This window comes from Pseudomonas sp. fls2-241-R2A-110, from assembly GCF_030209165.1.
In the GTDB taxonomy this organism is placed as follows: Bacteria; Pseudomonadota; Gammaproteobacteria; order Pseudomonadales; family Pseudomonadaceae; genus Aquipseudomonas.
Genome location: NZ_JARVSN010000017.1, coordinates 275,896 through 301,550, shown reverse-complemented (window position 1 = coordinate 301,550; position 25,655 = coordinate 275,896). Strand labels below are relative to the sequence as shown.

Annotated in this window: 22 protein-coding genes and 4 tRNA genes; 14 read left to right on the top strand and 12 right to left on the bottom strand. The window is 57.8% G+C overall.

The window, feature by feature from the left end; translation table 11 throughout:
- Positions 1-145 precede the first annotated feature (145 nt).
- Positions 146-565: a pilin gene (locus QRN31_RS14080; protein WP_285432576.1), complete on the bottom strand. Its 420-nt coding sequence runs from the start codon at positions 563-565 to the stop codon at positions 146-148.
- 224 nt (positions 566-789) lie between these two features.
- Between QRN31_RS14080 and pilB the strand changes: the two genes are divergently transcribed.
- The 5 genes from pilB to yacG are packed head-to-tail and all read left to right on the top strand — an operon-like array spanning position 790 to position 5,401.
- Positions 790-2,490 (top strand): type IV-A pilus assembly ATPase PilB, encoded by a 1,701-nt coding sequence (gene pilB / locus QRN31_RS14075; protein ID WP_285432575.1) that lies wholly within the window; start codon positions 790-792, stop codon positions 2,488-2,490.
- A gap of 2 nt (positions 2,491-2,492) precedes the next feature.
- Positions 2,493-3,710: a type II secretion system F family protein gene (locus QRN31_RS14070; RefSeq protein WP_208671407.1), complete on the top strand. Its 1,218-nt coding sequence runs from the start codon at positions 2,493-2,495 to the stop codon at positions 3,708-3,710.
- A 1-nt stretch (position 3,711) separates the two neighbouring features.
- Entirely contained in the window at positions 3,712-4,584 is an 873-nt protein-coding gene (locus QRN31_RS14065) for a prepilin peptidase (protein WP_285432574.1), read from the top strand.
- Entirely contained in the window at positions 4,581-5,204 is a 624-nt protein-coding gene (gene coaE / locus QRN31_RS14060) for a dephospho-CoA kinase (protein ID WP_285432573.1), read from the top strand. Before QRN31_RS14065 ends, coaE begins: the two co-directional genes overlap by 4 nt.
- Entirely contained in the window at positions 5,201-5,401 is a 201-nt protein-coding gene (yacG, locus tag QRN31_RS14055) for a DNA gyrase inhibitor YacG (RefSeq protein ID WP_222588489.1), read from the top strand. The genes coaE and yacG overlap by 4 nt, the downstream gene beginning before the upstream one ends.
- Positions 5,402-5,405: 4 nt before the next feature.
- Here the strand turns inward: yacG and QRN31_RS14050 are convergent, their stop codons facing one another.
- The 4 genes from QRN31_RS14050 to QRN31_RS14035 all read right to left on the bottom strand — a co-directional run bounded on the left by QRN31_RS14050 (position 5,406) and on the right by QRN31_RS14035 (position 9,014).
- Positions 5,406-5,621 (bottom strand): hypothetical protein, encoded by a 216-nt coding sequence (locus QRN31_RS14050; RefSeq protein ID WP_222588490.1) that lies wholly within the window; start codon positions 5,619-5,621, stop codon positions 5,406-5,408.
- Positions 5,622-5,684: 63 nt separating this feature from the next.
- Positions 5,685-6,374, bottom strand: coding sequence for an energy-coupling factor ABC transporter permease (locus tag QRN31_RS14045; RefSeq protein ID WP_285432572.1), 690 nt, complete (start codon positions 6,372-6,374; stop codon positions 5,685-5,687).
- Between the two features lie 190 nt (positions 6,375-6,564).
- A complete protein-coding gene (locus tag QRN31_RS14040; RefSeq protein ID WP_285432571.1) occupies positions 6,565-7,227 on the bottom strand; it encodes a VIT1/CCC1 transporter family protein in 663 nt (220 codons plus the stop codon).
- 65 nt (positions 7,228-7,292) lie between these two features.
- On the bottom strand, positions 7,293-9,014 hold the full coding sequence (locus QRN31_RS14035; protein WP_285432570.1) for a SulP family inorganic anion transporter: 1,722 nt from the start codon (positions 9,012-9,014) through the stop codon (positions 7,293-7,295).
- A gap of 357 nt (positions 9,015-9,371) precedes the next feature.
- On the opposite strand from QRN31_RS14035, the gene QRN31_RS14030 reads away from it, so the two are divergent.
- From QRN31_RS14030 to QRN31_RS14015, 4 genes are all read left to right on the top strand, one after another.
- Positions 9,372-10,577 (top strand): efflux RND transporter periplasmic adaptor subunit, encoded by a 1,206-nt coding sequence (locus QRN31_RS14030; protein WP_285432569.1) that lies wholly within the window; start codon positions 9,372-9,374, stop codon positions 10,575-10,577.
- Positions 10,574-13,783 (top strand): efflux RND transporter permease subunit, encoded by a 3,210-nt coding sequence (locus tag QRN31_RS14025; protein WP_285432568.1) that lies wholly within the window; start codon positions 10,574-10,576, stop codon positions 13,781-13,783. The genes QRN31_RS14030 and QRN31_RS14025 overlap by 4 nt, the downstream gene beginning before the upstream one ends.
- Before the next feature lies 1 nt (position 13,784).
- Positions 13,785-15,218: an efflux transporter outer membrane subunit gene (locus QRN31_RS14020; protein WP_285432567.1), complete on the top strand. Its 1,434-nt coding sequence runs from the start codon at positions 13,785-13,787 to the stop codon at positions 15,216-15,218.
- Between the two features lie 343 nt (positions 15,219-15,561).
- A complete protein-coding gene (locus QRN31_RS14015; protein WP_350310385.1) occupies positions 15,562-16,734 on the top strand; it encodes a DUF2252 domain-containing protein in 1,173 nt (390 codons plus the stop codon).
- Positions 16,735-16,772: 38 nt separating this feature from the next.
- On the opposite strand, the gene QRN31_RS14010 is transcribed toward QRN31_RS14015, so the two are convergent.
- Positions 16,773-17,678: an amino acid ABC transporter substrate-binding protein gene (locus tag QRN31_RS14010; RefSeq protein ID WP_285432565.1), complete on the bottom strand. Its 906-nt coding sequence runs from the start codon at positions 17,676-17,678 to the stop codon at positions 16,773-16,775.
- A gap of 48 nt (positions 17,679-17,726) precedes the next feature.
- Positions 17,727-19,067, bottom strand: coding sequence for a putrescine-ornithine antiporter (gene potE, locus QRN31_RS14005; protein ID WP_285432564.1), 1,341 nt, complete (start codon positions 19,065-19,067; stop codon positions 17,727-17,729).
- Positions 19,068-19,776: 709 nt separating this feature from the next.
- On the opposite strand from potE, the gene QRN31_RS14000 reads away from it, so the two are divergent.
- The 5 genes from QRN31_RS14000 to QRN31_RS13980 all read left to right on the top strand — a co-directional run bounded on the left by QRN31_RS14000 (position 19,777) and on the right by QRN31_RS13980 (position 23,228).
- Positions 19,777-20,403, top strand: coding sequence for a DUF1780 domain-containing protein (locus QRN31_RS14000; protein WP_003228301.1), 627 nt, complete (start codon positions 19,777-19,779; stop codon positions 20,401-20,403).
- Entirely contained in the window at positions 20,400-20,927 is a 528-nt protein-coding gene (locus tag QRN31_RS13995; protein WP_285432563.1) for an MOSC domain-containing protein, read from the top strand. The genes QRN31_RS14000 and QRN31_RS13995 overlap by 4 nt, the downstream gene beginning before the upstream one ends.
- Positions 20,928-20,978: 51 nt before the next feature.
- Positions 20,979-21,152 (top strand): DUF3094 family protein, encoded by a 174-nt coding sequence (locus tag QRN31_RS13990; RefSeq protein WP_090179818.1) that lies wholly within the window; start codon positions 20,979-20,981, stop codon positions 21,150-21,152.
- Positions 21,153-21,212: 60 nt separating this feature from the next.
- A complete protein-coding gene (locus QRN31_RS13985; RefSeq protein ID WP_090179815.1) occupies positions 21,213-22,511 on the top strand; it encodes an NAD(P)/FAD-dependent oxidoreductase in 1,299 nt (432 codons plus the stop codon).
- A 318-nt stretch (positions 22,512-22,829) separates the two neighbouring features.
- Complete coding sequence (locus QRN31_RS13980; protein ID WP_285432562.1) at positions 22,830-23,228, top strand: HvfA family oxazolone/thioamide-modified RiPP metallophore; 399 nt, start codon at positions 22,830-22,832, stop codon at positions 23,226-23,228.
- A 61-nt stretch (positions 23,229-23,289) separates the two neighbouring features.
- On the opposite strand, the gene QRN31_RS13975 is transcribed toward QRN31_RS13980, so the two are convergent.
- From QRN31_RS13975 to QRN31_RS13955, 5 genes are all read right to left on the bottom strand, one after another.
- Complete coding sequence (locus QRN31_RS13975) at positions 23,290-24,915, bottom strand: methyl-accepting chemotaxis protein (protein ID WP_285432561.1); 1,626 nt, start codon at positions 24,913-24,915, stop codon at positions 23,290-23,292.
- A gap of 152 nt (positions 24,916-25,067) precedes the next feature.
- Positions 25,068-25,144: transfer RNA gene (locus QRN31_RS13970), tRNA-Pro, on the bottom strand.
- A 95-nt stretch (positions 25,145-25,239) separates the two neighbouring features.
- Positions 25,240-25,315: transfer RNA gene (locus tag QRN31_RS13965), tRNA-Lys, on the bottom strand.
- 5 nt (positions 25,316-25,320) lie between these two features.
- Positions 25,321-25,397, bottom strand: a tRNA-Pro gene (locus QRN31_RS13960).
- A 9-nt stretch (positions 25,398-25,406) separates the two neighbouring features.
- Positions 25,407-25,482: transfer RNA gene (locus QRN31_RS13955), tRNA-Asn, on the bottom strand.
- Between the last annotated feature and the right edge of the window lie 173 nt (positions 25,483-25,655).

Below are 25,655 nucleotides of genomic sequence, written 5' to 3'. Positions count from 1 at the left end.
AGGGTGACGCGGAGCGTCACGGGATGCATTCCCACGCAGAGCGTGGGAACGATCAAGGCCATGAATTCTCGGGGACTTTTCCACCGCTTTTGTTTTGACATAAAAAAACCCGCACCTGAGTGCGGGTTTTTGCCAACTCCTGCAATCAAACGCCTTTACAACCTTTAGGCGCGTAGTCCTGCGTAACAGTCGTTGTACATACCCAACCGGTTGCCGGATCCCGACTCAAGGTAACGGTTTGCGCAAGTACAGGACCTGGCGCATTTTCGATTTTGCACACGATAGTGCCGATCCCGGTAGCTGCCGTACCGGTAACGGTAAAGGTACAATTGCTGGAAGCCGCAGCACCACCGGCCGGTGCGATGGTCGCAACCGTAGGCACAGTGCCCTGATTCATCAGGTCTTCATAGGGCACCTTCATCGCCGAAATCTCGGCCAGCCCCGCCGTTACCTTGGCCTTCGCCTGATACTTGGAATACATCGGCAACGCAAACGTCGCCAGAATCCCGATGATCGCCACCACGATCAGCAGCTCGATCAGGGTAAAACCTTTTTGAGTATTCATAGACAAGCTCCATGCATGAGTCGAAATCTCATGACCTGAATTAGCCCCAGCACAGCCCGTGCCAAGCGCCGCGCCCCCTGCTGGCAGGGCGCACACTCCATAGACAGCCCTGCCCCACCCCCAGTAACCGCACTATCTGACACTTTTTGTCACCTGACACCCGTGGTTTGGCTCAGCTCGTTGACTAGGCTATAAGTCATGAACTGTCTGCGTCCGGTATCCCAATGAATGACATCGCCCTTAGCGGTCTGGCCAAGCAATTGGTCCTGGCCGAGCTGCTCACTGAACAAAGCGCGCAACAGGCGTATCAGCAAGCTCAACGCAGCAAAATCTCACTGGTCAACTACCTCGTGCAGAACAAACTGGTGAAGAGCCAGCAGGTTGCCGAGATCGCCTGCGAGCACTTCGGCATGGCGCTGCTCGACCTCAACTGCCTGGACAAGGAAACCCAGCCACGAGGGCTGGTGAGCGAAAAGCTGGTTCGCCAGCACCACGTCCTGCCCCTGTGGCGACGCGGCAACAAACTGTTCGTCGGCGTTTCCGACCCGACCAACCAGCAAGCCATCAATGACATCCAGTTCAGTACCGGGTTAACCACCGAAGCCATTCTGGTGGAGGACGACAAGCTCGTCGACGCCATCGATAAATTCTTCGACAACCAGTCCACCGGACTCGAAGACATGGCGGATGTCGACCTTGACGGCGTGGACACCGAGTCAGTCGATGACAACAAAAGAGACTCCATTGCAGGTCAAGATGCCGATGACGCTCCGGTGGTGCGCTTCGTTCACAAGATGCTGCTCGACGCGATCAAAAGCGGCTCTTCCGATTTGCATTTCGAGCCCTACGAAAAATCCTACCGGGTGCGGATGCGTACCGACGGCATGCTGCGCGAAGTCGCCAAGCCGCCGATTCAACTGGCCAGTCGTATTGCGGCGCGGTTGAAAGTCATGGCCAGCCTCGACATCTCCGAGCGGCGCAAACCTCAGGACGGGCGGATCAAGATGCGCTTGTCCAAGACCAAGTCCATCGATTTCCGGGTCAATACCCTGCCGACCCTGTGGGGCGAGAAGGTGGTGATCCGGATCCTCGACCCGTCCAGCGCACAGATGGGCATCGACGCCCTCGGCTATGAACCCGAGCAGAAAGACCTGTACATGGCCGCGCTGAAACAGCCACAGGGGATGATCCTGGTCACCGGCCCCACCGGTTCAGGCAAAACGGTATCGCTCTACACCGGCCTGAATATCCTCAACACCGTGGACATCAACATTTCCACCGCCGAAGACCCGGTGGAGATCAACATGGAAGGCATCAACCAGGTCAACGTCAATCCGAAACAGGGACTGGATTTCGCCCAGGCCCTGCGTTCGTTTCTGCGTCAGGACCCGGACGTCATCATGGTCGGCGAAATCCGCGACCTCGAAACCGCCGAAATTGCCATCAAGGCCGCCCAGACCGGACACATGGTGCTTTCCACCCTGCACACAAACAGCGCCGCCGAAACCCTGACCCGCTTGCACAACATGGGCATTCAGGGTTTCAACATCGCCACGTCGGTCACCCTGATCATTGCCCAGCGACTGGCGCGCAAACTGTGCAGCCATTGCAAGAGGCCCATCGAGATTCCCCGCGAGGCGCTGCTCAAGGAAGGTTTCCCCGAGGAACGCATCGGCTCGTTCACGATCTATGAACCGGTCGGTTGCGACCAGTGCAACGGCGGCTACAAAGGCCGGGTGGGGATTTATGAAGTGGTGAAGAACACCCCGGATCTGCAACGCCTGATCATGGCCGAAGGCAACTCGCTGGAAATCGATATCCAGATGCGCAAGGACGGTTTCAACGACCTGCGCACTTCCGGCCTGATCAAGGCCATGCAAGGCGTCACCAGTCTTGAAGAAATCAATCGGGTCACCAAGGACTGAACATGGCGGTCAAAGCGGCAAAAATAAGCGTCTACGCCTGGGAGGGCACGGACAGGAAAGGCACCAGGATGACCGGCGAGTTGAGCGGTCAGAACCCCGCGTTGATCAAGGCCCAGTTGCGCAAGCAGGGCATCAATCCGGGAAAGGTGCGCAAGAAATCCGCCTCGATCTTCAGTTTTGGCAACCGTATCAAGGCTCAGGAAATCGCCCTGTTTACCCGGCAGATGGCGACCATGATGAAAGCCGGCGTGCCGTTGTTGCAGTCGTTCGACATCATTGGTGAGGGTTTCGATAACCCGGCCATGCGCAAACTGGTGGATGAGGTGAAACAGGAAGTCGCGGCCGGTAACAGCTTCGCGGCGTCCTTGCGTAAAAAGCCGCAGTATTTCGATGAGCTCTACTGCAACCTCGTCGACGCCGGAGAGCAGGCGGGTGCCCTGGACACACTGCTGGAACGGGTGGCGACCTATAAGGAAAAGAGCGAAAGCCTCAAGGCCAAGATCAAGAAAGCCATGACCTACCCGCTGGCAGTGGTGTTTGTGGCGATCATCGTCACCGGCATTCTGCTGGTCAAGGTGGTGCCGCAGTTCGAATCCGTGTTCAAAGGCTTTGGCGCCGAGTTGCCGGCCTTCACGGTCATGGTCATCAGGCTGTCTGAGTTCATGCAAGCGTGGTGGTGGGCGATGCTCGGCGTGCTGATCGCGACCGTATTCGGTGTGCGCCGCGCCTTCAAGACGTCCGAGGCCTTTCGGGACAGAATGGACACCTGGCTGCTGAAACTGCCGTTGATTGGCACGCTCATGTACAAGTCTGCCGTGGCCCGTTACGCCCGCACGCTGTCGACCACCTTCGCCGCCGGCGTGCCGCTGGTCGAGGCTCTGGAATCAGTGGCTGGGGCCACCGGCAACATCGTGTTCAAGCGAGCGGTCCTGCGGATCAAACAGGACGTGTCGACCGGCATGCAGCTGAATTTTTCCATGCGCACTTCCGGCATTTTTCCCAGCATGGCCATTCAGCTGACCGCCATTGGCGAAGAATCCGGTGCCCTCGACGACATGCTGGACAAGGTCGCGAGCTTCTACGAGGACGAAGTGGACAACATGGTCGACAACCTGACCAGCCTGATGGAACCGTTCATCATGGTGGTGCTGGGTGTTGTCGTCGGTGGCCTGGTCGTCGCGATGTACCTGCCTATCTTCCAACTCGGCTCAGCGATCTGACATGCCCTTGAACGATATTCTGACCTTCTACCCGCTGGTGTTCGTGGTCATCGCATTGGCGGTGGGGCTGCTGGTGGGAAGCTTCCTCAATGTACTGGTCTGGCGCCTGCCGAAAATGCTCGACCGCGAATGGCGGCTGCAAGCCCGTGATGTGCTGGGCGTGCCCCAGGAAGTCCCCGGCCCAACCTATAACCTGATGCTGCCGCATTCTCAATGCCCGCATTGCAACCATCGCATTCGCGCGTGGGAAAACATACCGCTGCTCAGTTATGTCTTTTTGCGGGGGCGATGCTCAAGCTGTTCCGCACCGATCAGCAAGCGCTATCCACTGACCGAACTGGCCTGCGGCCTGCTTTCGGCGTTTATCGCCTGGCATTTCGGTTTCGGCTGGCAAGCCTGCCTGCTGATGGTCCTGACCTGGGGCCTCCTGGCGATGAGCCTGATCGATGCCGAACATCAACTGCTGCCGGATGTGCTAGTGCTGCCGCTGCTGTGGCTGGGATTGATCGTCAACAGCTTCGGGCTGTTCGTGTCCTTGCATGAAGCCTTGTGGGGCGCGGTGGCCGGTTATCTGACGTTGTGGTTGGTGTTCTGGCTGTTCAAACTGATCACCGGCAAGGACGGCATCGGCCAAGGAGATTTCAAGTTACTGGCGATGCTCGGGGCCTGGGGCGGCTGGCAAATGTTGCCGTTGACGCTCCTGCTGTCATCGCTGGTGGGGGCCGTTATCGGGGTCATTCTGCTGCGCTTGCGCCAGGCGAAAACCTCGACACCGATACCCTTCGGCCCCTTTCTGGCGATTGCCGGCTGGATTGCCTTGCTCTGGGGTGGTCAAATAACCGACTTCTATTGGCAGTTTGTCGGTTTGAAATGAATACCCCTGTGGAAAAACCCTGGATTCTTGGCTTGACCGGCGGCATCGGCAGCGGCAAAAGCGCAGCAGCACAGCACTTCATCGACCTGGGCGTGCACGTTGTCGACGCCGATCATGCGGCGCGCTGGGTGGTGGAACCGGGTCGCCCGGCGCTGGCCAGCATCGCTGAGCATTTCGGCCCCGGCGTGTTGCTAGCCGATGGACAACTGGATCGCGCGGCGCTGCGCAAACTGATCTTCGAGGTGCCCGAGGAACGCCGCTGGCTTGAGGCGTTGCTGCATCCGCTGATCGCCAAGGAAATCGCCGAGCATCTGGCCAAGGCACAATCGCCTTACGCGATTCTGGTTTCGCCGTTGCTGATCGAATCCGGGCAGTCCGCCATGACCCAACGGGTCCTGGTGATCGATGCACCGGAACAGCTACAGATCGAACGCACCCTGCAGCGCGACCAGACGAACGAGCAACAGGTCCAGGCGATCCTCAAGGCCCAGTCCAGCCGCCAGGACCGCGTGAGCCATGCCGACGATGTGGTGGTCAACGACCGCGACCTCGCCTGGCTGCACAGCGAGGTCGAACGCCTGCATCACTTTTACCTAACTTTGCGTGGAGGCCAGTCATGAGCCAGACCCCAACCGTCAATTGCCCAACCTGTGGCGCTCCTGTTGAATGGGTCGCCAGCAACGTCAATCGGCCGTTCTGCTCGGATCGCTGCAAGCTGATCGACCTCGGCGCCTGGGCGTCGGAAGAACACAAGATTCCGGTTGCCCCGGATGCCGAGGATGAAATGTTTTCCGGGGATTTCGACCCGCGTCACTGATGACTCAAGGTCGCATAAATCCGTACTCCTGGCTGTCATCGAGGTTTTCCGCCAGAAAACTCAACTCATCGGCCAGGTCTTCGAGACTGCGCACTGCCTTGCTCTGCTGCACCACCGCACTGAGCAAGGCGCGCAAGCTCAGCCCCGGATCGAACCCCACTTCCTGCGCCGCATCCAGACTTTGACGCACCTCTTGCCTTGCCCATTCGTAGACACTCATTTCAATGCTCCTGTAGGTTTTGCAGAGCATGAAAGCATCAGCGTTTTATGGATTTGATGTGGGTCAAGACTTGGGATCGTCGTCTTTCCAGGGCGCCGAGAGGTAGCGGGTGCGGTTGAACGTTTCCAGCCATTCCGGACTGAACACCACCAGCGCGCTGACAATCATTCCGTTGATAAACGCTTCCGGGAAAATCAGCAGCCACAGATAGCCGACAAAATCTTCGAGCCAGTAAGGCATGGCAAAACGTTCGTCAAACCACAGCAACGTGAGCGCCAGCAGAAGGCACAGCAGCGCCGACAACGCTGCCGCAAAGAAACCGGAAACGAAGATATACACAAAGGGATTTCGCGGCTGCGCGCGCTCCACGAGAATCGCACAGCACTCAGTGACCAGCACCGGCAGCAAAATGAACAGAGCGCCATTGACCCCGACAGCCGCCAGGTCCTGACGCCCGAGCAACACCAACCCGGCTTGCGCCACCAACCCGCCGATGATCGCCAGCGGCCAATCCAGCAGCAAGGTCACCGCCGTCATGCCGATGAAGTGGTAAGACACACCCGTGTCGAAATCACGGCGTACCAGCCACAGCATAAACAAGGCGAACACCGTACCGAACAGCAAATGCTGACGACGGCTGTCGCTGAACAGTTCAACCCAGGGCACGCGGCAGAGGGCCCAGAGCAGCACGGGCACATACATCAACCAGCCGACCGTCAGGGTTTGCGGTGACAGCAGCTCGGCACCGATCATGGCCGGGCCTTCTCCAGCGCCTGGGCCCACAAAGGCAGAAGACTGAGCAGCAACACTGGCCAATATTTCACGTTCATCCCCTTGTTGAATCGCTTGTGCTTTATGGCCAACAGTCTACACCGCCCACTTCGGCAGCCCAGTAACGCCCTTTACCGGTAAACGTTTTGTGCTTTTCGCAGGGGCGTTGCGCTCATCCGCCGAGCGCGATGATCGCGGTGATTAAAACGGCCCCGGTGACCGCCATCGCCAAACCACCTTGCCACGGTTTTGCGCCGGCGTACTTGGCGAGTATCCAGCCAGCAAGGAAGAGCACTGCGAGTCCGACAAAATTGGACACGCGTACTGCAAGCGCCGTCTCCTCAACGAGTAGAAACGGCACCACCAGTGGGAATGTAGAGAGCACTACCAACAGAAAAACGCCAACTGCTCCCATGAAATCATCCAGGCCGAGGCGCGGCGGCAAGGGCGTGGATGAATGCTTGACCATACGGCAGCGCAGGGATTCCAGCGCATCGGTGTCGATCAAGGACGAGAAGCGCGGTGGTAACGCCTCAGCAATCAGCGCTTGCCCGGCGGCGGGGTCGGCCGTGGCAAATAAACGTGTGAGCAACGTACGATTGCGTGTGCGCTCGATCAGCGTGCGCAATAAATACATAACGGCGTCCGCAAGTCCCCAAGCGAGGTTACAACCCAACGCGGCGATCATCATCGTACGTTCCGCCTCCTCGCCAGCGGTCGCCACGCTGATTGTTCCAGTGAAGGTCATTGCCATGAGCAGGCCGAAGATAACTTCCGTGACACGATCGACCGGATCAAGTACACGAGCCCGCTTTGGCTTTCCAGTACTTTGCATGCACTCATCCTCCCCCTGCCTGCGACAGGGATGCCCATCGCGTAAATCACGAGTCCCAGGACCGATTAAGCCTGGTAACTCGCAACCACTTGCTCAAGGTTTGAAAACATTCGTGTCTGGCTCAGCTCTGCCAAGGGCGAATGCATCATCATGGCCGATACAGTGGGGTTCATGCCGACCAGCAACAGCGTCACGCCTTGATCGCGCATTCGGCGCTCAGCTTCTATGAGCATTTTGAGCGCGGTGTATTCCAGATCGAATACACCCGTGAAATCGATAGCCACGACGCGCGGTTTCGCCTCGACGATCAATGCCTGTAGTTTTTGTCCGACTCTCTCGGCATTGGCGAAGAAAATCCGGCCTTCGGGGCGCAGTAAAAGCAAATCGCAGAATTGCTCATCGAGGGGATTAGCGTCGCTCTTGGGGCGAAAGATGTTGGTTCCTGGCTTGCGAACCATGACATAGACCGGCGGGTCGGAACCCTGATGAGCCAAGGCCAGAAGTGACACGATTATTGCGACGACGATGCCTTGCAATGTTCCAAGGATCATGACTCCTAACGTTGCGACAACTGCCCAAATAAACTCTGTACGGCGGACCTTGAGAATTTCTTGAAACTCGGAAGGCTGAATAAGCCCGACTGAATAGACGATGACCACGGCAGCCAAGGTGGCATTGGGCATCAAGCCGATATAGGGGGCCAGTAACAGGCAGGTACCGAATGCCAAAATGGCTGTGATCAATCCCGCCAACTGCGTGTTGGCCCCGGCCAGCCGATTCACCGCTGTCTGCGTCGTTCCCCCTCCGGCGGTCATGGCGCCGAGGAAAGCTCCCCCGATGTTGGCCATGCCGGTCACGATCAATTCCCGGTTTGCTTGAGGCGAAGGTTCATCATTGCGACTGAAGGCACGCCCCGCAGCAATGGTTTCGGTAAAACTCATCAGCGCGATGCCCGCCGCAGAAGGCCAGAGTTGCGTCACCAGCCCCCAAGCGGGCAACGTCACGGCGGGTAAACCTGTTGGAACATGACCGACAACCGAAACACCATGGTGATCCAGACCCAACAAGCTCACCCCGGCAATCCCGATGGCTACCGCTGCCAATGGCGCAGGTATGGCCGGAGTAAAGCGTTTCATGCTGATCAGGATAAGCACCATGAGCGCCCCGACCGCGACAGTCGGTAACGACGCATCAGGGATGCCCTGCAACGTGACCAACACGTTATGGAAGAAGCCGCCCTTATCGATATGAATGCCGATGAATTTGGGAATCTGATCGAGCACTATGACGACGCCGATTCCTGCCTTGAATCCAACCAGTACGGGCTCGGAGATAAAGCTGGCGACAAAGCCCATGCGCAAAATCCCCGCCAGTACGAGGAATCCCCCCACCAGCAGGGTCAATGTGGCTGATGCCGTCATCAAGTCTGCGCCGGAGGCGCCAACCTGTGCGAGTGCCGAGCCAGCAAGGATGGCGAGTGTCGTAGTCGTACTGAAACTGAGCGGCCGCGACGATCCGAGCAGGGCATAAATCAGCGTCGGCACCATGACCGTATACAGCCCGACCTGCACCGGCAGACCCGCAATGGTGGCGTACGCCAGCGCTTTGGGTATGACCACAGCCGCAGCGGTCAGACCTGCAACCGTATCGCCTTTGAGCCAGGCCTGCCGATAGTTGCTCACCCACTCAGGCACTGGCATACGCGAGCAGCTGCTCGAATGCCCAAGCGCAACGTGAGAGGGGTCAATCCGTTGGGGTTCATTCGGTCCAGAGGGTCGCTGGCTCATTGAATACTCCCGAGCGAAATTGCATTCAGCAATTCATCCCTACGGATTCAGTATGGAAACGCAGCGGGTGTCGTGATTTGCGTTAAATCAACTTTTCGTCGCGCGGGTAATTCCCGAACCGTTTTACTTCAAGTATCTGGCTATAAACATCGATCAATTTGATCGCGATTCGAAATATTGCCGATGTATCAGCTTTTGCTGTAACGGGTTGCCGGGCTGTCCCTTTGCGTACAGTTGATATTTGTCAGAAATGCCACCTTCTACGGGTGTTAGCTTTTTAATAAGAAATGGCTACTTTATAAGAAATGCCTGCGTATCCATTCGAATAACCTATACGGGCATGGGAGGGGCGCGGGCGTGAATATAAATAATGCCAGACAGCCTGCCGGCTTTTCATTTGCCCTTGTTTTGGCGGCTTTGAGCCTGCTTTATGGCTGCGGCAAAGAACCGGTCTCACCGGCACGCAAGCCGCCTGAAGTAACCGTCATGACGGTCACTGCCCGAGACACGCCAGTATCCTTCGAATTCGTCGCTCAGACCCAGAGCTCCCGCGAGGTAGAAATACGTGCTCGCGTGGCCGGATTCCTGGATAAGCGGCTGTACACCGAAGGCGATCTGGTGAAGGCAGGGCAGACGCTGTTCCAGATGGACCGTAAACCCTTTGAGGCCGCGTTGGTGTCGGCTCAGGGGCAACTGGCCCAACAACAGGCCCGTTGGGAAGTGGCCAAGTCGACGCTGGCTCGAGTCCGCCCACTGGCAGCGCAGAATGCGGTCAGCAAGATGGACCTGGACAACGCCGTCGGCAACGAGCGTGAGACCCATGCCGCCGTATTGGCAGCAGAAGGTAATGTACGCACCGAGCAGTTGAACCTCAGTTACACCACCATCACCTCTCCCCTCACGGGGCTTTCAAGCTATGCCAAAAAACAGGAAGGCAGTTATGTGACGCCCGGTGAGTCGGGGCTGCTGACGTCCGTGTCACAGATGGACCCGATGTACGTCAACTTCAGTCTCTCGGAAAATGAAACCCTGAAGTACCGCGACGAAATCGCCGCCGGTCATCTTGTTTTCCCGCCACGAAGTGAATTTGTCGTTGAAGTGGTCTTGGCCGACGGCACCGTGGTGCCCAACACTGGCAAGGTAAATTTCCTGGCGCCTTCCTACAGCCAGGACACCGGCACCTTCCTGGTTCGGGCCGTGCTCGCCAACCCGAATGGCCAGCTCCGTCCCGGTCAGTTTGTAAGGGCCCTGGCCAAAGGCGCCTCCCGGCCCAACGCCATTCTTGTGCCACAAAAGGCGGTACTGGAAGGTGCCAAGAGCCACTTCGTCTGGGTCCTCAATGCCGAAGGCAAACCCGAGCAACGGGTGGTCGAAGTGGGTGACTGGCAAGGTGACAACTGGTTCATCAACAAAGGCCTGCGGGCGGGCGAGCGCATCGTCGTCGATGGCGCGATCAGGGTCACGCCGGGCGGGCCATTGAATATCGTCGATACCCCTGGCGCCGCCTCCACGAACGCAGCCAATGGGCAACCGGTAAAAGCCAATGGCGGGGAACGCCAATGAGCATTTCCCACTATTGCATCGACCGGCCGATCTTCGCCTCGGTGATCTCCATCATCATCACCCTGGCCGGTGCAGTGGCCATGCTCAAACTACCCGTTGCGCAGTACCCGGACATCACCCCGCCGCAGATTACAGTAGCAGCGACTTACCCCGGCGCGGATGCACAGGTCGTGGCCAACAACGTGGCCGCGCCCATCGAGCAGCAAGTCAACGGCGCCGACAACATGATCTACATGAACTCGTCGAGTTCGGCGACGGGCAACATGACCCTCAACGTTTTCTTCGAGATCGGCACCGATCCGTCGCTGGCGCAGGTCGATGTTCAGAACCGGGTCAATCTGGCTTTGCCGCAATTGCCCTCCGCCGTGCAGAGCCAGGGCATTCAGGTACAGAAAAAATCCTCGGCGTTCATGATGGTGCTTGCCGTGTATTCCGCTGGCGAACGCTACGACAGCACCTACGTCGCCAACTACGCCAACCTCTATATCCTCGATGCGATCAAGCGGATTCCGGGGGCGAACCAGGCCAGCATCTTCGGCACGCCTGACTATGCCATGCGGATCTGGCTCAAGCCTGACCGCATGGCCCAGTTGGGCATCACCGCCGCCGACGTACAGAAATCCGTAGCCAATCAGAACCAGCAGTTCGCCGTGGGCCGGGTCGGCCAGTCGCCAACGGGGCAAGCTGTCGAGCAGTCTTTTGCCGTCACCACCAAGGGACGTCTGACCGAGCCTTCGGAATTCGAGAACATTATCTTGCGCGCCAGCAACGATGGCGCGGCCATCGTTCGACTCAAGGACGTCGGACGCGCGGAGCTTGGGCAAAAAGACTATTCCCTGCGCAGCACCTATCAGGGCCGACCGGCGACACTGATTGCCGTGTATCAGCAACCCGGCGCCAACGCCCTCGACGTTTCCGCGGCAGTGACCAAGACCTTGGCAGATATGAAGGCCACGTTTCCCGAGGGCATCGAATACAAGATTGTGATGGACACCACGGCCTTTACCCGCGCTTCGATTTCCGAGGTGATCCACACCTTCTTCGAAGCTTTGGTGCTGGTAGTCATCGTGGTTTACATCTTCCTGCAGAGCCTGCGTGCCACGCTCATCCCGGTGCTGGCGGTGCCGGTATCGATTGTCGGCACGTTCATCGGCATGTCAGCCCTTGGGTTTTCGGTGAATATGCTGACGCTGTTCGGCATGGTGCTGGCGATCGGTATCGTGGTGGACGACGCGATCGTGGTGATCGAAAACGTCGAACGCAACATGCATGTGCACAAGATGACGCCCAAGGACGCGGCGAAACGGGCAATGGATGAAGTGGCAGGTCCCGTGGTGGCCATCGTGCTGGTGCTGTGTGCGGTGTTCATTCCGGTGGCCTTCATGGGTGGTATCACCGGTCAGCTGTACAAACAGTTCGCGATCACCATCGCCATTTCCGTGGTGATTTCCGGTCTGGTCGCCCTGACCCTCTCCCCCGCCCTCGCCGCCCTGCTGCTCAAGCCGCAGCATGGGGACAAGAACGCCTTTTTCCGCTGGTTCGAACGCAACTTCGAGCGCATGACCGAGGGCTACTCACGCTCGGTGGCCTTCATGATCAAGCGCTTCGTCCTGGCGTTGCTGCTCTTCGCCGGGATGATCGTGCTGATCCTGTTGATGGGGCAGCGCATTCCCAGTGCGTTCCTGCCACCGGAGGATCAGGGCTACTTGCTTGGCGCAGTGATCATGCCCGACGCCGCCAGCCTCGATCGCACCGGTGACGTGGGCAAAGTGGCCAGTGACTTTTTCATGAACGACGAGGCCGTCGAAGGCGTTGCCATCGTTAATGGCTACAGCCTGCTCGACGGACAGAACAAGAACAATGCCGGGGCGTTTTTCGTCGGCTTCAAGGATTTCGAGGGACGCTACAAAGACTCCGAGACCATCAAGGCACAAAGCGCCCCGGCGGTGATTCAGAAAGCCGCGCGTGCGTTTTCCACGGTTCAGGGCGGGATCATTCTGCCGGTCAACCCACCGTCCATTCCCGGCCTCGGCACCACCGGCGGGATGGAGGTCTGGGTTCAGAGCAAGGGGGATGCGAGCATCGATCAACTGGCGGAAATGGTCGCTAATCTGGTGGCGAAGGCCAAGGAGCGTCCGGAACTGGGCGCCATCACCTCCACCTTCAACGTGTTCTCCCGCCAACTGATGGTCGACGTCGACCGGGAAAAAGCGGAGTCCCTGGGTGTACCGGTCGAAGATGTCTACAGCGCCATGCAGACCATGTTCGGCTCGCTGTACGTTTCGCAATTCAACAAATTCAGCCGGCTGTGGCAGGTGATTTTGCAGGCCGAACCGGCTTATCGCTTGAAGGCCGAAGACCTGCGCGAGATCTTCGTGCGCAGCAAAAACCATGACATGGTGCCGCTCAAAGCCTTGCTGACCACCCGTTATGTCACCGGCCCCGACCTGCTGACCCGTTTCAATAACTTCCCGGCGGTCAAACTCACGGCGAACCCGGCGCCCGGCTACAGCTCCGGCCAGGCGCTCAATGCCCTGGAAGAAATCAGCGCGCAAATCATGACCAACGACTACGCGCTGGCCTTGAGTGGCGAGGCGTTCGAAGAGAAAAAGAGCGGCGGCGCCTCCTCCCAGGTGTTCATTTTTGGCCTGGTGATGGTGTTCCTGATTCTCGCGGCGCAATACGAAAAATGGTCGCTGCCCGTGGGCGTGTTGCTGGCGGTGCCATTCGCATTGTTCGGCGCGCTGCTCGCCGTCCTGCTTCGAGGCTTGAGCAACGACGTCTACTTCCAGATCGGCTTGACCATGCTGGTGGCGCTGGCGGCGAAGAACGCCATTTTGATTTTCGAGTTTGCGGTGCTGAACCGCGAAACCGGCATGTCTGCGTACGATGCCGCCATGACTGCCGCGAGGGAACGTCTGCGCCCTATCGTGATGACGTCCCTGGCGTTCATCCTCGGCTGCGTTCCGCTGGCCATTGCTGTTGGTGCTTCCGAAAACAGTCGTCACTCCATCGGGACCGGGGTGATTGGCGGCATGCTGGCGGCGACGGTGATTGCGATCTTCTTCATCCCCCTTTTCTATTACCTGATTGAAAGAATGTTCGGGGAAAAGGACGCCGAGCAAAAGACTGTCAGGCCGGCTGCACCGCCGCAGGCTGCGCAGATTCCCGATGGTGCGGCGCAAAACAGACATGAGGGGGATTGAGATGCGCAAGCCCACCGTCCCTCTGCTGCTGTATCTGTGCCTGGCGGGTTGCATGGTGGGGCCTGACTATAAGCCCCCGAAAATCGACACCCCCGCGGCCTATCGTTACGCGGACAAGGAAGCGAAGAACCTGTCGAACACGTTGTGGTGGGAGCAGTTCCAGGACCCCGTCCTGAATGACCTGATCCGCATCGCGTTGCAAGAAAACAAAGACATCAAGATTGCCGCCGCGCGGGTGGAAGAATTCCAGGGCCGTTACGGGCAAACCCGTTCACTGTTGTTTCCACAAGTCGGGCTGGGTACCCAGGCGCAACGAAGCCGCTCGCAGCGGGACAACGGCCCCGTGCCGCTGGACCCAACGGTGGATCCGGTGTTCAACAACTACCAGGCCATTCTCAGCGTGAACTGGGAACTGGATATCTGGGGCCGTTTGCGTCGCCTCGACGAATCCGCCCGTGCCGATCTGCTCGCTTCGGAAGAAGGCCGTCGAAGCGTTATCTTGAGCCTGGTGGCGTCGGTAGCTTCGAGTTACGTGACGCTGCGCGATCTCGACCGGGAGCTGGAAATCGCCCGCACGACCGCCAAGGTGCGCGGCGATTCTTATGAAATATTCAAACTACGCTTTGGTGCCGGCACCATTTCTGAAATGGAACTGGCACAAAACCAATCCGAGTACGAGCGAACCCTGGCCTCGGTTGCGCAATTCGAACCCTTGGTCGCGCAACAGGAAAACGCCTTGGCCGTACTACTGGGGCGCAACCCCGGGCCGATCATTCGCGGGCGCGACCTGACCCAACTGAATCTGCCATCAGTGCCTGCCGGCTTACCGTCGGACCTGCTTGAGCGGCGACCTGATTTGCGTCAGGCAGAGCTGAATCTTATCTCGGCAAATGCCCAGATCGGCGCGGCCAAGGCCCAGTACTTCCCGACTATTTCCCTGACCGGGTTGTTAGGGTCTGCCAGCAACCAACTGTCGAACCTGTTCACCGGGCCCGCTTCAACCTGGTCATACGGTGTGGCCGCAAGCATGCCAATCTTCACTGCCGGCGGCATCGCCGGGCAGGTGAAACAAGCTGAAGCCTTCCAACAACAAACGCTGCTGACGTACCAGCAGGCAATTCAATCGGCGTTCAGGGACGTTGAAAATGCCCTGGTCGCGTCGAGCAAATCCAGAGAGCAGATGACTTACCAGGCAAGGCAGGTCGACGCGCTGCGCACTTACGCCCATTTCGCACGGCAGCGCTACGACAACGGCTACACCAGCTACATCGAAGTGCTGGACGCCGAACGCAGCCTGTTTGATGCCGAGTTGAACTACACCCGCACCCGGGGCTCGGTGTTCACCAACATGATTGATCTGTACAAGGCAACCGGCGGAGGCTGGGTGAGTCAGGCGGACAGCCTGACAGCAACCGCCGCGCAACAGAAACCATGATCAGACAACAGGTAAATCGCTTGATGAGCTTATTGAACCCGTGGCCTGACTGAAAAATGCCCAAACGCATTCGACTTCGTTGAGCAAAGGAGCGGATATGTCTCACAACCAAAAGGGTTCTGCCAAAGGTGCGGTGGAGAACGTCAAGGGAATGTGGGACGACGAGGTGTTTTTCCGCTCGCGCAAGGAACGCCTTGAAGCGGGCGAGCGTTTATCCAGGACCTGTCCACATGCGCTTCACGCAATCTGGAAGCCGACACGCAAACACCGCGACCCCATTGATATTCTGGAAACGTCGAACCGATATCGATTGCCCAGCCTGATTCCTGTGCGCTTCGGGCGCATGCTACGCAGCCCATTCACCTTTCTGCGCGGCTCTGCGGGGGTCATGGCGTATGACCTGGCCACGACTCCAACCACGGGCGTTCGGGTACAAGCCTGCGGAGATTGCCATCTCTTGAACTTTGGATTGTTCGCAACTCCCGAACGTAATCTGATTTTTGATATCAACGATTTCGACGAAACGCTTCCTGCGCCTTGGGAGTGGGATATCAAACGCTTGGCGATCAGTTTTGCCGTGGCTGCCCGCGATCTCCAGATCAGTGACAAAGATGCCCAGGCGATCGCGGTCGAGTGTGTCAGTGCTTACCGCAGGCGCCTGCGCAAACTGTCGAAGATGAGCCCGCTGGAAGTCTGGTATGACCGCCTCGATGCTCAAATGATCATCGACATGGCCCCCAATGACAAAATCAGAAAAAATAGAGAACAGCTGATCGCCAAAGCAAAAGTACGCATCGGCGATTACCTTTATCCGACCATCAGCAACGAAGTGGCAGGGCGTCGGCGGTTGGTCGATCAGCCACCGATACTGTTTCATGTGTATGAACATGACTTCGAACAGCGTGTGCGGCTGACGCTGCAGGACTATCGATTATCGCTACCCCTCGAACGGCGCGTGCTCCTGGATCATTACCGACTCGAAGACTTTGTCGTCAAGGCCGTCGGGATCGGCAGCGTCGGCACCCACTGTTTTGTCGGACTGTTTTTTTCCGCAGAAAACCACCCGCTGCTTCTGCAATTCAAAGAAGCCAGTCCTTCGGTATTGGCCCCCTTCGCAGGCAAAAGCGACTTCGAGAATCAAGGTCAGCGTGTTGTTACCGGGCAACGGCTAATGCAGTCTGCCAGCGATATTTTCCTGGGCTGGGCGCAGGGAAAAAGTGGCCGGCATTTTTTCGTGCGCCAGTTGAGGGACATGAAAATGTCGGCCCCTGTCGAAGGCGCATCGGTTGAACAAATGACGTTATACGCCGAGTTGTGCGGCCTCACCCTGGCCCGCGCCCATGCCAAATCCGGCGATTCAGCCCTCATTAGTGGCTATTTGGGAAAATCGGACACCTTCGATCTGGCCATTGGCAAATTTGCCATGAGCTATGCGGATCAAAATGCGAAAGACCATGCGTCACTGATAGCCGCCGAAAAATCAGGGCGCATCAAAGCGCTTAGAGAAGAAGACTAATGACGGCGATCCAATCACCGTGCCCGCTAATTAAACGACTACGGAAGCGCATACACTTTGAACAGCTTCTTGCCCAGATCGCCGATGCCGCCCAAGTATTTGTCATAGGCCTGTTCGATTTCACCCGAGCGGTACATTTCACTCAGCGCAGTGTCGACCAGCAAGCGAAAGTTTTCATCGTTGCGATCCACCGCCATTGCCGTCGGCGCGTATTCGAAAATGCGATCCAGCAAGATCAGATTCGCGGCTGCGTAATGGGTGGAGAGAAGATTTTTGAGCATCATGCGTTCAGCCAAGAACGCATCGACTTTACCCTCGGCGACCAACTTGATTCCTGCATCAACGTTCGGAACCGTGACGAGCGTTGCCACCACACCCAGCAACTGCATTTTCTGGCGAATCCACGCTTCAGTGACTCCGCCCGCTATAGTCGCGTAGGTTTGGTTCGACAGCCCATGATTGACCGTTGCGCGCCAAGTCGGCCCGGTATAAGCGACTTTGCCGTTGAGCACATTCATTAACGGCTCCGACGCATCCTCGCGCACCACGGCAGAGAGGCCGGCGGTGTAGACAGGCACCGAGAAGCTTACGATTTTGCGCTCTTGCAGGGTGGGCGGCGTCGGTGTGCAAAGGATGTCAACTTTGCCTGAACTGACGGCACTCATCTTCTCTGAGTCAGTGACAGCCTGATAACGTACTTGCAGCCCCTGCAAACCCAAATCGGCCTTGACCTTATCGGCAATTTTCAAACAAAGATCGATGGCATAACCCGTAGCTTTATCGCCTGCCTGGATGCTGAAAGGTGCGAAGTCAGGCAAGTAACCGAGGGTGAAGGTGTTGCTCGCACGCACCCGTTCAAGGGTATTGGCACCGGCCAACAACGGCATCAGCCCAAGCAAGCCGACGAAGAAGAGGTGGATTGTTTTTATCAGTTTTACGTTCATGTCCCGGTTACCCGAATTCAGATGACTGTGCATGACTGAACACAACGACTAAGGATTATCGATCCTGGCTTGAACGGTTGAAGGCGCCTCGACAGAGCGCTTGGCGAGGAAGCCGTACAGCAAGTACCCGAACACAAGGACCAGGGCACCGCCGAATACCGCGTCTCTACCGCAGGCAAACAGGGCGTACAGAGAATAGGCCACGGCGATCAGCAAGAGCGTGGTGTTGCGCATGAAGACCCCCGCGCTGACGCGGGCCTTGTACATCATGACCAGCAACCCGGTAGCCGCCGTCACGTAGGGGATCAGGTTGGTCACCGCTGCGAGGCTGACGAGTTTTCCGAACTGGGCACTGGCATTGGGCGAGATGGTCGACAACGCCATCAGCGTTTGAAGCACACCGCAGACGAGCATGCCGACGATGGGGGCATCGAGGGAGGTCACTCTGCTGAAGAGTTTGGGGAACATGCCTTGGTCAGCCGTCATTTTGGCTGTTTGTGCCAAGGTGAACTGCCACCCCAGCAACGACCCCACACAGGCCATCACCGCCAACGCCATGATGATGTGACCGACCGCCGGATTGAACATGTGCGCGTAGACAAGCGCAAACGGTGCCGTCGAGTTGGCCAGCTCGGCGTTTGGAATGACACCCTGAATGACCGTCGTCGACAGCACATAGATGACTGCCGCACCCAGCGTGCCGAACAGACAGGCCAGCGGCACGGTGCGTTTGGGATCTTCCACGGCATCGGACGCTTGCGCCGCTGACTCCATGCCAAGGAATGCCCACAGGGTCAGGGGAATTGCCTTGCCGATGGCTTTGGAGATGGGCAGGTTGTTCGGGTTCCAGGCGGCAATCAGCAGTTCGGGCTTGAACCAGAACCAGCCGATGATGCTCAAGCCGGCCACCGGGATGATCACCCCCCACACGGTAATCGCGCCAATCTTGCCGGTGATGCCGGGGCCGCCAAAATTCGCCACGGTGGTCAGCCAAAGCAGGCCGACCGTACCGATGAACAACGGGATGGCACCGCTACCCAGCCAAGGCACGAACGATGTCATGTACCCGACTGCGGAGATAGCGACCGCGACGTTGGCGATGGCCAGCGAGAGAAAGTACAGGTACGAGCAAAGGAAGAACCCCGATTTGGCATGGGCTTCTTCGGTGTAGGCTGACAACCCGCCGGAGCGCGGACAGTAGATTCCGCACTGGGAAAAACAGTAGGCGATGGCCATGGAACCGATGGCGGTAACGATCCACGACAGAAGCGAAACCGCCCCGAGCTGGGCCATGCTCGTTGGCAACATGATGATGCCCGAGCCCATCATGTTCACCGTCACCAGTGTGGTGAGCCCCATGAGGCTCATTTTTTTGCTTGAGTCGGCCATCGGAAACTCCTTGATCTGCTCAACGGATTGACCCACGCGTCCGGCGATACGCTAAGGAAAGTTAACAAGCTGGCCGTCTCAAAACCTTGAATCGATAACTGACAACATTAGCTATAGACATAACTGGGGCAGCGCGTTTCTTTTCTTCACTCCCTCGAGAAGAGTTGAGTATCACGCGTGAGAGCATTGCTTAAGGGGCGGAGTACATCGTGTTGATTCTGGGCTGGACTGTTTCAGATCTTTCTTTGGTAACAGAGAATAATCTCCAATCATATACAGGGCATGTGGCGCATTGATTCGCGAGTTCAATCGTTCGACAAAAGATTCAGCACCATCAAGACTGCGAAAACTTACGACCCACACATCCATGTGAACCCACCAGCGATTCAATGCGGGGTCCTTTTCAATAAAAATCTTCATTGAAGATGCTCCGAAAATACAAAAATGATGAGCCGGGTCATCCTTGGCTTTGTGAGTTAGCTGCAGATGAGCAAACTATTAAATTGCATCATTGCTTAGTTGGAATCGTGTCCTCAGTCATGCGGAAATCCATTGATAAAAATCAATAATTCCAGCGTAGCGACTCACAGCGCACTGCATAGCGAATGGCAAGCGTTCGCGCAAAAGCACGCGAAATCCCGGCAGACTTTTTTTCTTTCGCCACTGACTTTATTCCTTAGGGTCACATTTGAACGCTAAGCTTGGGCCTATGGATGACTCAGATTATTTACGCCTGCTGACCATCGCGGCCGAGCAAGCCAACGCCTTTCTGTCCAATGCCCGCAAATGGGAGCGTGAGCGTTGGGTCTGCCAGCGCCTGTTGCAAGGCCTGAACATTCCCTATCGCGCCGACGAATTCGCACCCGCCGGGGAACCGCCGGACGTACTGTTTCGCGACGCCAATTTCGAGGTGTTCTTCGTACTCGATGAAGGCCGGCGCCTCAACGATGAATGGCGCGACGAGCTGCAACGTCGACGCAGCGCGTTTTCCCTCAGTCAGTTGGTCCGGCGCGAGGCCAAGCCCCGGCGCATTCCAGCCAATGAATTCTTGCTCAGACTGGCGCCGACCTTGCGTAAAAAAGCGCACAACTACAAAGAACGCGGCATGGACCTGGGGGAGCTGGACATCATCGCGTTCGCCAGCCTCAAGCGCGAAGTGCTGGACCTGAACAGCCATTTCCCGCCGCCCACCGAATACCTGCGCCAAGGCTGGCGCTCGTTATCGCTGGTCGGTCCGACGTTCGCCCGGGTGCTCTTCGCCCATCCGGACGCGCCGGATTTCCTGCGCAGCAACCTTGGTCGCAGCATTGTTTTCGATGTCGGGATCAGCCTGTGAGCCCATTGCAGGAACTGATCGTGCAAGTCCCGCAGATCGGCCGCGTACGCTGGATCGGCGTACGCCCGGAACCTCACGTACCGATGATCGAACTGGAAGCCGTGGAAGCGCGACTTGAGGCTGGCCTGACCGGTGATCGCGCACGGCCCGGCGTACGCAATGCGCGGCAGGTGACGCTGATTCAGTGGGAGCATCTGGCGGTGATCAGTTCGCTGATGGGCCGCCCGGACGATCAACCGGTGTTACCGAATGATTTGCGGCGCAACCTGGTTGTCAGCGGTATCAACCTGTTCAGCCTCAAGGGCCGACGCTTCAAAATCGGCCAGGCGATTTTCGAAACCACCGGTTGGTGCCAGCCTTGCGCACGCTTGCAAAACAACCTCGGGCCGGGGACTTTTCAGGCAGTTCGCGGACATGGCGGAATCACCGCTCGAGTGTTACAAAGTGGAATCATTCGCCTGGACGACACGGTGAGCGTCGAGCCTGTTCCGGACAGCGGCTATGCTCCGTTCAACGTTCGTTAAATCAGCCTGTAGCTTCCACACATTCAGCAACGTCTACCTGACGAGGCCTTTATGACCAGCCGCCTGAACCCCGACGACCAGAAGCATGTCGAAGAGTACCTGCACCTGTCCCAGCACCGAGTCGAGCGCCGGCCTTTCCGGCCGTGGATGCTCCTGGTGCTGGTGCTGGCAGTGACCATTGGTTTGGGCCTGTTGAGCCGACTTATCGGTTACCTGGCGCTATGAGCCGCATTGCGCTCGCGAGGGTAACTGCACCGATTTCCTTTAGCCTTGCGAGATATCCCCATGACTCATCGTATTGTCATCGTTGGCGGCGGCGCCGGCGGTCTGGAGTTGGCTACCCGTCTGGGTAAGACTCTGGGCAAGCGTGGCACGGCCAGTGTGATGCTGGTCGACGCGAACCTGACGCACATCTGGAAGCCGCTGTTGCACGAAGTGGCGGCCGGGTCGCTGAACTCTTCCGAAGACGAACTCAACTATGTTGCCCAAGCCAAATGGAACCACTTCGAGTTCCAGCTGGGGCGCATGAGCGGGCTTGATCGCGAACAGAAGAAAATCCAGTTGGCCGCCACCTACGACGAAGCCGGTGTGGAGCTGGTCCCGGCCCGTGAACTGGGTTACGACTCGCTGGTGATCGCCGTCGGCAGCACCACCAATGATTTCGGGACTCAGGGCGCAGCGCAACATTGCCTGTTCCTCGATACCCGCAAGCAGGCCGAGCGCTTCCACCAGCAATTGCTCAACCACTATCTGCGTGCCCATGCCGGGCAAACCGACAAGGTCGAGCAGATCAGCGTCGCCATAGTCGGCGCGGGTGCCACCGGCGTCGAACTGGCCGCCGAACTGCACAACGCCGCGCATGAACTGGCGGCTTACGGGCTCGACCGGATCAAACCGGAAAACATGCACATTACCCTGATCGAAGCCGGGCCTCGGGTATTGCCAGCCCTGCCGGAACGCATCGGCGGGCCTGTGCATAAAACCCTGGAGAAACTCGGGGTCAACGTCATGACCAATGCCGCGGTCAGCGAAGTCACGGCCGACAGCCTGATCACCGCCGATGGCAAAGTGATCAACGCCAGCCTGAAAGTGTGGGCCGCCGGGATTCGCGCACCGGGTTTCCTCAAGGACATCGATGGCCTGGAAACCAACCGCATCAATCAGCTGCAAGTGCTGCAGACCCTGCAAACCACCCGCGACGAGAACATCTTCGCCTTCGGTGACTGCGCGGCCTGCCCGCAACCGGGCAGCGATCGCAATGTGCCGCCGCGTGCCCAAGCGGCGCATCAGCAAGCTTCGTTGCTGGCCAAATCGCTGAAGCTGCGGATCGAAGGCAAGGCATTGCCTGAATACAAATACACCGACTACGGCTCGCTGATCTCGCTGTCGCGTTTTTCGGCTGTGGGTAACTTGATGGGTAACCTGACCGGCAGCGTGATGCTGGAAGGCTGGCTGGCACGGATGTTTTACGTGTCGCTGTACCGCATGCACCAGATGGCGCTGTATGGCGCGTTTCGTACGGCGATGCTGATGCTGGGCAGCAAGATCGGGCGTGGGACAGAGCCGCGACTGAAGCTGCACTAACTCGGTCCATTGTGGGAGCGAGCCTGCTCGCGATAGCGCAGTGACATTCAGCCTATCTGTTGAATGTTAGTGCCAATCGCGAGCAGGCTCACTCCTACAGTTGGTCTCTATTGATTTACAGATCTGTGTCTCACTGTATCTCCCCCCGCGATTTCGACCCTTCGCTTACAAACTCCCCCCTTGCGCGACACAGTACCGATACACCCCGCCCGTTAAATGACCACATCCGAGCAAGGCAACCCAGCCAGCTACGGTTACCGCCGCCTGACGTGGCGTCCTTTATCGAACGGTTGTGTCGTGCAACCCAGGAGAGTTGAAATGTCCCGTACCACCAAAAACACTATTGGTCTGCTCGGCGCCGTCTTGGCCGGTGGCATGATGTTGACCGGCTCGGTTTTCGCTTCGCAGCCTCTGACTCAGGGTTACCTGCTGGCTTCGGCCGAACAGGTGGTTAAAACCCCTGAAGGCAAATGTGGTGAAGGCAAGTGTGGCGATGCGTCGATGGCCAAGACCGATACGGATGGCGACGGCAAAGTCTCTCGCGCCGAATTCCAGAAAGTCGCGCCGAACTCCAATTTCGACAAGATCGACACCAACCATGACGGCTTCATCGATGAGCAAGAGGCTTACAACAACGTGAAAGCCAACTTCGAAGCCAACGGCAAGAAAATGCCAAAAGGTCTGTTCGAGCACCTGAAAGACCAAGACGGCGCCTAAACGCCCAAAAACCAGGCCGCGCTTCTCCACCGAGAGGCGCGGCTTTTTTTGTCTGGCGGATTTACACCTGGAAGCGTTGCACCATCGTGCGCAACGAGTTGGCCAACCGTGAAAGCTCATGACTTGAAGCGTTGGTCTGGTCTGCCCCGGCGGCGGATCGCACCGACAGGTCACGGATGTTCACCAGGTTGCGATCAACTTCACGCGCCACTTGCGCCTGCTCTTCTGCGGCACTGGCGATGACCAGGTTGCGTTCGTGAATCTGGTGCACCGACGCAGTGATCGTCTGCAACGCCTCCCCTGCTCGCTCGGCCAGAGCCAGCGTGGCGGCTGCGCGCGAGGAACTGGCCTGCATCGAATCCAGCGCCTGGGTTGAACCGCTGCGCATGCCTTGGACCATTTGCTCGATTTCCTGGGTCGACTGCTGTGTGCGATAAGCCAGTGCGCGAACTTCGTCGGCAACCACCGCAAACCCCCGACCGCTTTCCCCGGCACGCGCCGCTTCGATCGCCGCGTTGAGCGCCAGCAAATTGGTTTGCTCGGCAATCGCCCGAATCACATCCAGTACCTTGCCAATGTCTTGGGATTGATTGGCCAACGACTGCACCAACCCGCCGGTAACTTGCACATCACTGGCGAGGGCGCCGATGGCCGTCACCGTTTCGCTGACGCGCTCCTGGCCGGCGTGCGCAGATTCGCTGGACTGGCGCGTGGCATCGGAAGTCGACACGGCATTGCGCGCGACCTCCTCCACCGCCGTGGTCATTTCATTGACGGCGGTGGCGGCTTGTTCGATCTCGTTGTTCTGCTGCTGCAGGTTTTGCGTGCTGTCGAGGGTGACCGCGTTCAACTCGTCAGCCGCCGTGGCCAATTGCGCCGCCGAGCCGCTGATACCCTGCAAGGTCTCACGCAGGTTCTGTTGCATGGTCGCCAAGGCCTTGAGCAAGCGGCTCACTTCGTCGTTGCCGTGGGTTTCGATGGGGCGAGTCAGATCGCCTCGGGCGACGTTCTCCGCGGCATTCAACGCATCGCCCAAAGGCTTGACGATGCTGCGCGTCAGCAACATCGCCAAGCCGACGGTGGCCAAGGCTGCGAGGGCGATGAACAGGCTGACGATCATTCGCGAAGTGTCGTAGTGCGCTGCGGAGTTCTGGCTTTCGGTGGCGACCTGTTTGGCAAACAGGTCTGCCAGGTCATTGAGCTGTTTGCCGGAGCCATCGACCACGGTTTTCATGTCCACCAACAACAATTTGGTCAGCTCGTCACGGCGCCCTTGTTCGGCCAGGGAGAATGATTGGGCGATGCCGGCACGGTAAGCCGCAAACGTGGTTTTGAACTGGCCATACAGAGCCTTGCCTTCGTCGGTGTTGACCAACTGGTCATAGGCGGCGATTTTGTCGCTCAGCTCCTTGTCCCGGGTATCCATCTGGCTGCGGTACTGAGCAATGTTCTTCGGGTCCTGATCCAGCGCCATACGCAGGGAGATCGTACGGATGCGCAGCATGATTTCGCGAATCTCGTCGCCACCGCGAATACTCGGCAGCCATTGCTTCTCCACCGCCACCTCACTGCTGCGGATACTCGACATCTGCCCCAGGGCGAAAACGCCGAGCAAGGCCACCAGCACGGCGATCAAGGCAAACCCCAGAGCGGCCCGAGGAGCAATATTCAACTGACGAAGCAACATGACGAACGCCCTTTTCTTGTAGTGGTCAGGATTGGGGGCGTCATTTGGCAGTACCCCGCAGCCTCGTTATCGGCCGGTTGTACGATGACTGAAGTGTTGTTTTTCGAAGACAAAAAAAATCCCCGTATCTTTCGATACGAGGATTTTTAATATGGTCGGGGTAAGGGGATTCGAACTCCTGACATCCTGCTCCCAAAGCAGGCGCGCTACCGGACTGCGCTATACCCCGGTAAAAAAAAGGCACCTTTTAAAGGCGCCTTCTGCGAACAGAGCTTTTGGCGTCTGATCTTAAGATCTGATCCCAGCGTTAACTGGTTTCAAAAATGGTGGGTCGTGTGGGATTCGAACCTACGACCAATTGGTTAAAAGCCAACTGCTCTACCAACTGAGCTAACGACCCAAAAATGGTCGGGGTAAGGGGATTCGAACTCCTGACATCCTGCTCCCAAAGCAGGCGCGCTACCGGACTGCGCTATACCCCGGTTTGAAATTGGCTCCGTGACCAGGACTCGAACCTGGGACCCAATGATTAACAGTCATTTGCTCTACCGACTGAGCTATCACGGAACTACATATTTCAATTTACAACGGTGAAGCTTGTTGCATCTCTTCGACCCGTTCGCATCGCTGCGTTCGTGTGTCTGAGGCGCGCTATTCTACAATCTTAAGCACCTCTGTCAACCCCCTAAATTGCATTCAAGTTAATGATTTGCAACTTATTTCAGATTCCTGCTTGGGGA

Coding starts and splice junctions, on each gene's coding strand:
- QRN31_RS14080 (WP_285432576.1), bottom strand. CDS start 565: ATGAATACTCAAAAAGGTTTTACCCTGATCGAGCTGCTGATCGTGGTG.
- pilB (WP_285432575.1), top strand. CDS start 790: ATGAATGACATCGCCCTTAGCGGTCTGGCCAAGCAATTGGTCCTGGCC.
- QRN31_RS14070 (WP_208671407.1), top strand. CDS start 2,493: ATGGCGGTCAAAGCGGCAAAAATAAGCGTCTACGCCTGGGAGGGCACG.
- QRN31_RS14065 (WP_285432574.1), top strand. CDS start 3,712: ATGCCCTTGAACGATATTCTGACCTTCTACCCGCTGGTGTTCGTGGTC.
- coaE (WP_285432573.1), top strand. CDS start 4,581: ATGAATACCCCTGTGGAAAAACCCTGGATTCTTGGCTTGACCGGCGGC.
- yacG (WP_222588489.1), top strand. CDS start 5,201: ATGAGCCAGACCCCAACCGTCAATTGCCCAACCTGTGGCGCTCCTGTT.
- QRN31_RS14050 (WP_222588490.1), bottom strand. CDS start 5,621: ATGAGTGTCTACGAATGGGCAAGGCAAGAGGTGCGTCAAAGTCTGGAT.
- QRN31_RS14045 (WP_285432572.1), bottom strand. CDS start 6,374: ATGATCGGTGCCGAGCTGCTGTCACCGCAAACCCTGACGGTCGGCTGG.
- QRN31_RS14040 (WP_285432571.1), bottom strand. CDS start 7,227: ATGCAAAGTACTGGAAAGCCAAAGCGGGCTCGTGTACTTGATCCGGTC.
- QRN31_RS14035 (WP_285432570.1), bottom strand. CDS start 9,014: ATGAGCCAGCGACCCTCTGGACCGAATGAACCCCAACGGATTGACCCC.
- QRN31_RS14025 (WP_285432568.1), top strand. CDS start 10,574: ATGAGCATTTCCCACTATTGCATCGACCGGCCGATCTTCGCCTCGGTG.
- QRN31_RS14020 (WP_285432567.1), top strand. CDS start 13,785: ATGCGCAAGCCCACCGTCCCTCTGCTGCTGTATCTGTGCCTGGCGGGT.
- QRN31_RS14015 (WP_350310385.1), top strand. CDS start 15,562: ATGCTACGCAGCCCATTCACCTTTCTGCGCGGCTCTGCGGGGGTCATG.
- QRN31_RS14010 (WP_285432565.1), bottom strand. CDS start 17,678: ATGAACGTAAAACTGATAAAAACAATCCACCTCTTCTTCGTCGGCTTG.
- potE (WP_285432564.1), bottom strand. CDS start 19,067: ATGGCCGACTCAAGCAAAAAAATGAGCCTCATGGGGCTCACCACACTG.
- QRN31_RS14000 (WP_003228301.1), top strand. CDS start 19,777: ATGGATGACTCAGATTATTTACGCCTGCTGACCATCGCGGCCGAGCAA.
- QRN31_RS13990 (WP_090179818.1), top strand. CDS start 20,979: ATGACCAGCCGCCTGAACCCCGACGACCAGAAGCATGTCGAAGAGTAC.
- QRN31_RS13985 (WP_090179815.1), top strand. CDS start 21,213: ATGACTCATCGTATTGTCATCGTTGGCGGCGGCGCCGGCGGTCTGGAG.
- QRN31_RS13980 (WP_285432562.1), top strand. CDS start 22,830: ATGTCCCGTACCACCAAAAACACTATTGGTCTGCTCGGCGCCGTCTTG.
- QRN31_RS13975 (WP_285432561.1), bottom strand. CDS start 24,915: ATGTTGCTTCGTCAGTTGAATATTGCTCCTCGGGCCGCTCTGGGGTTT.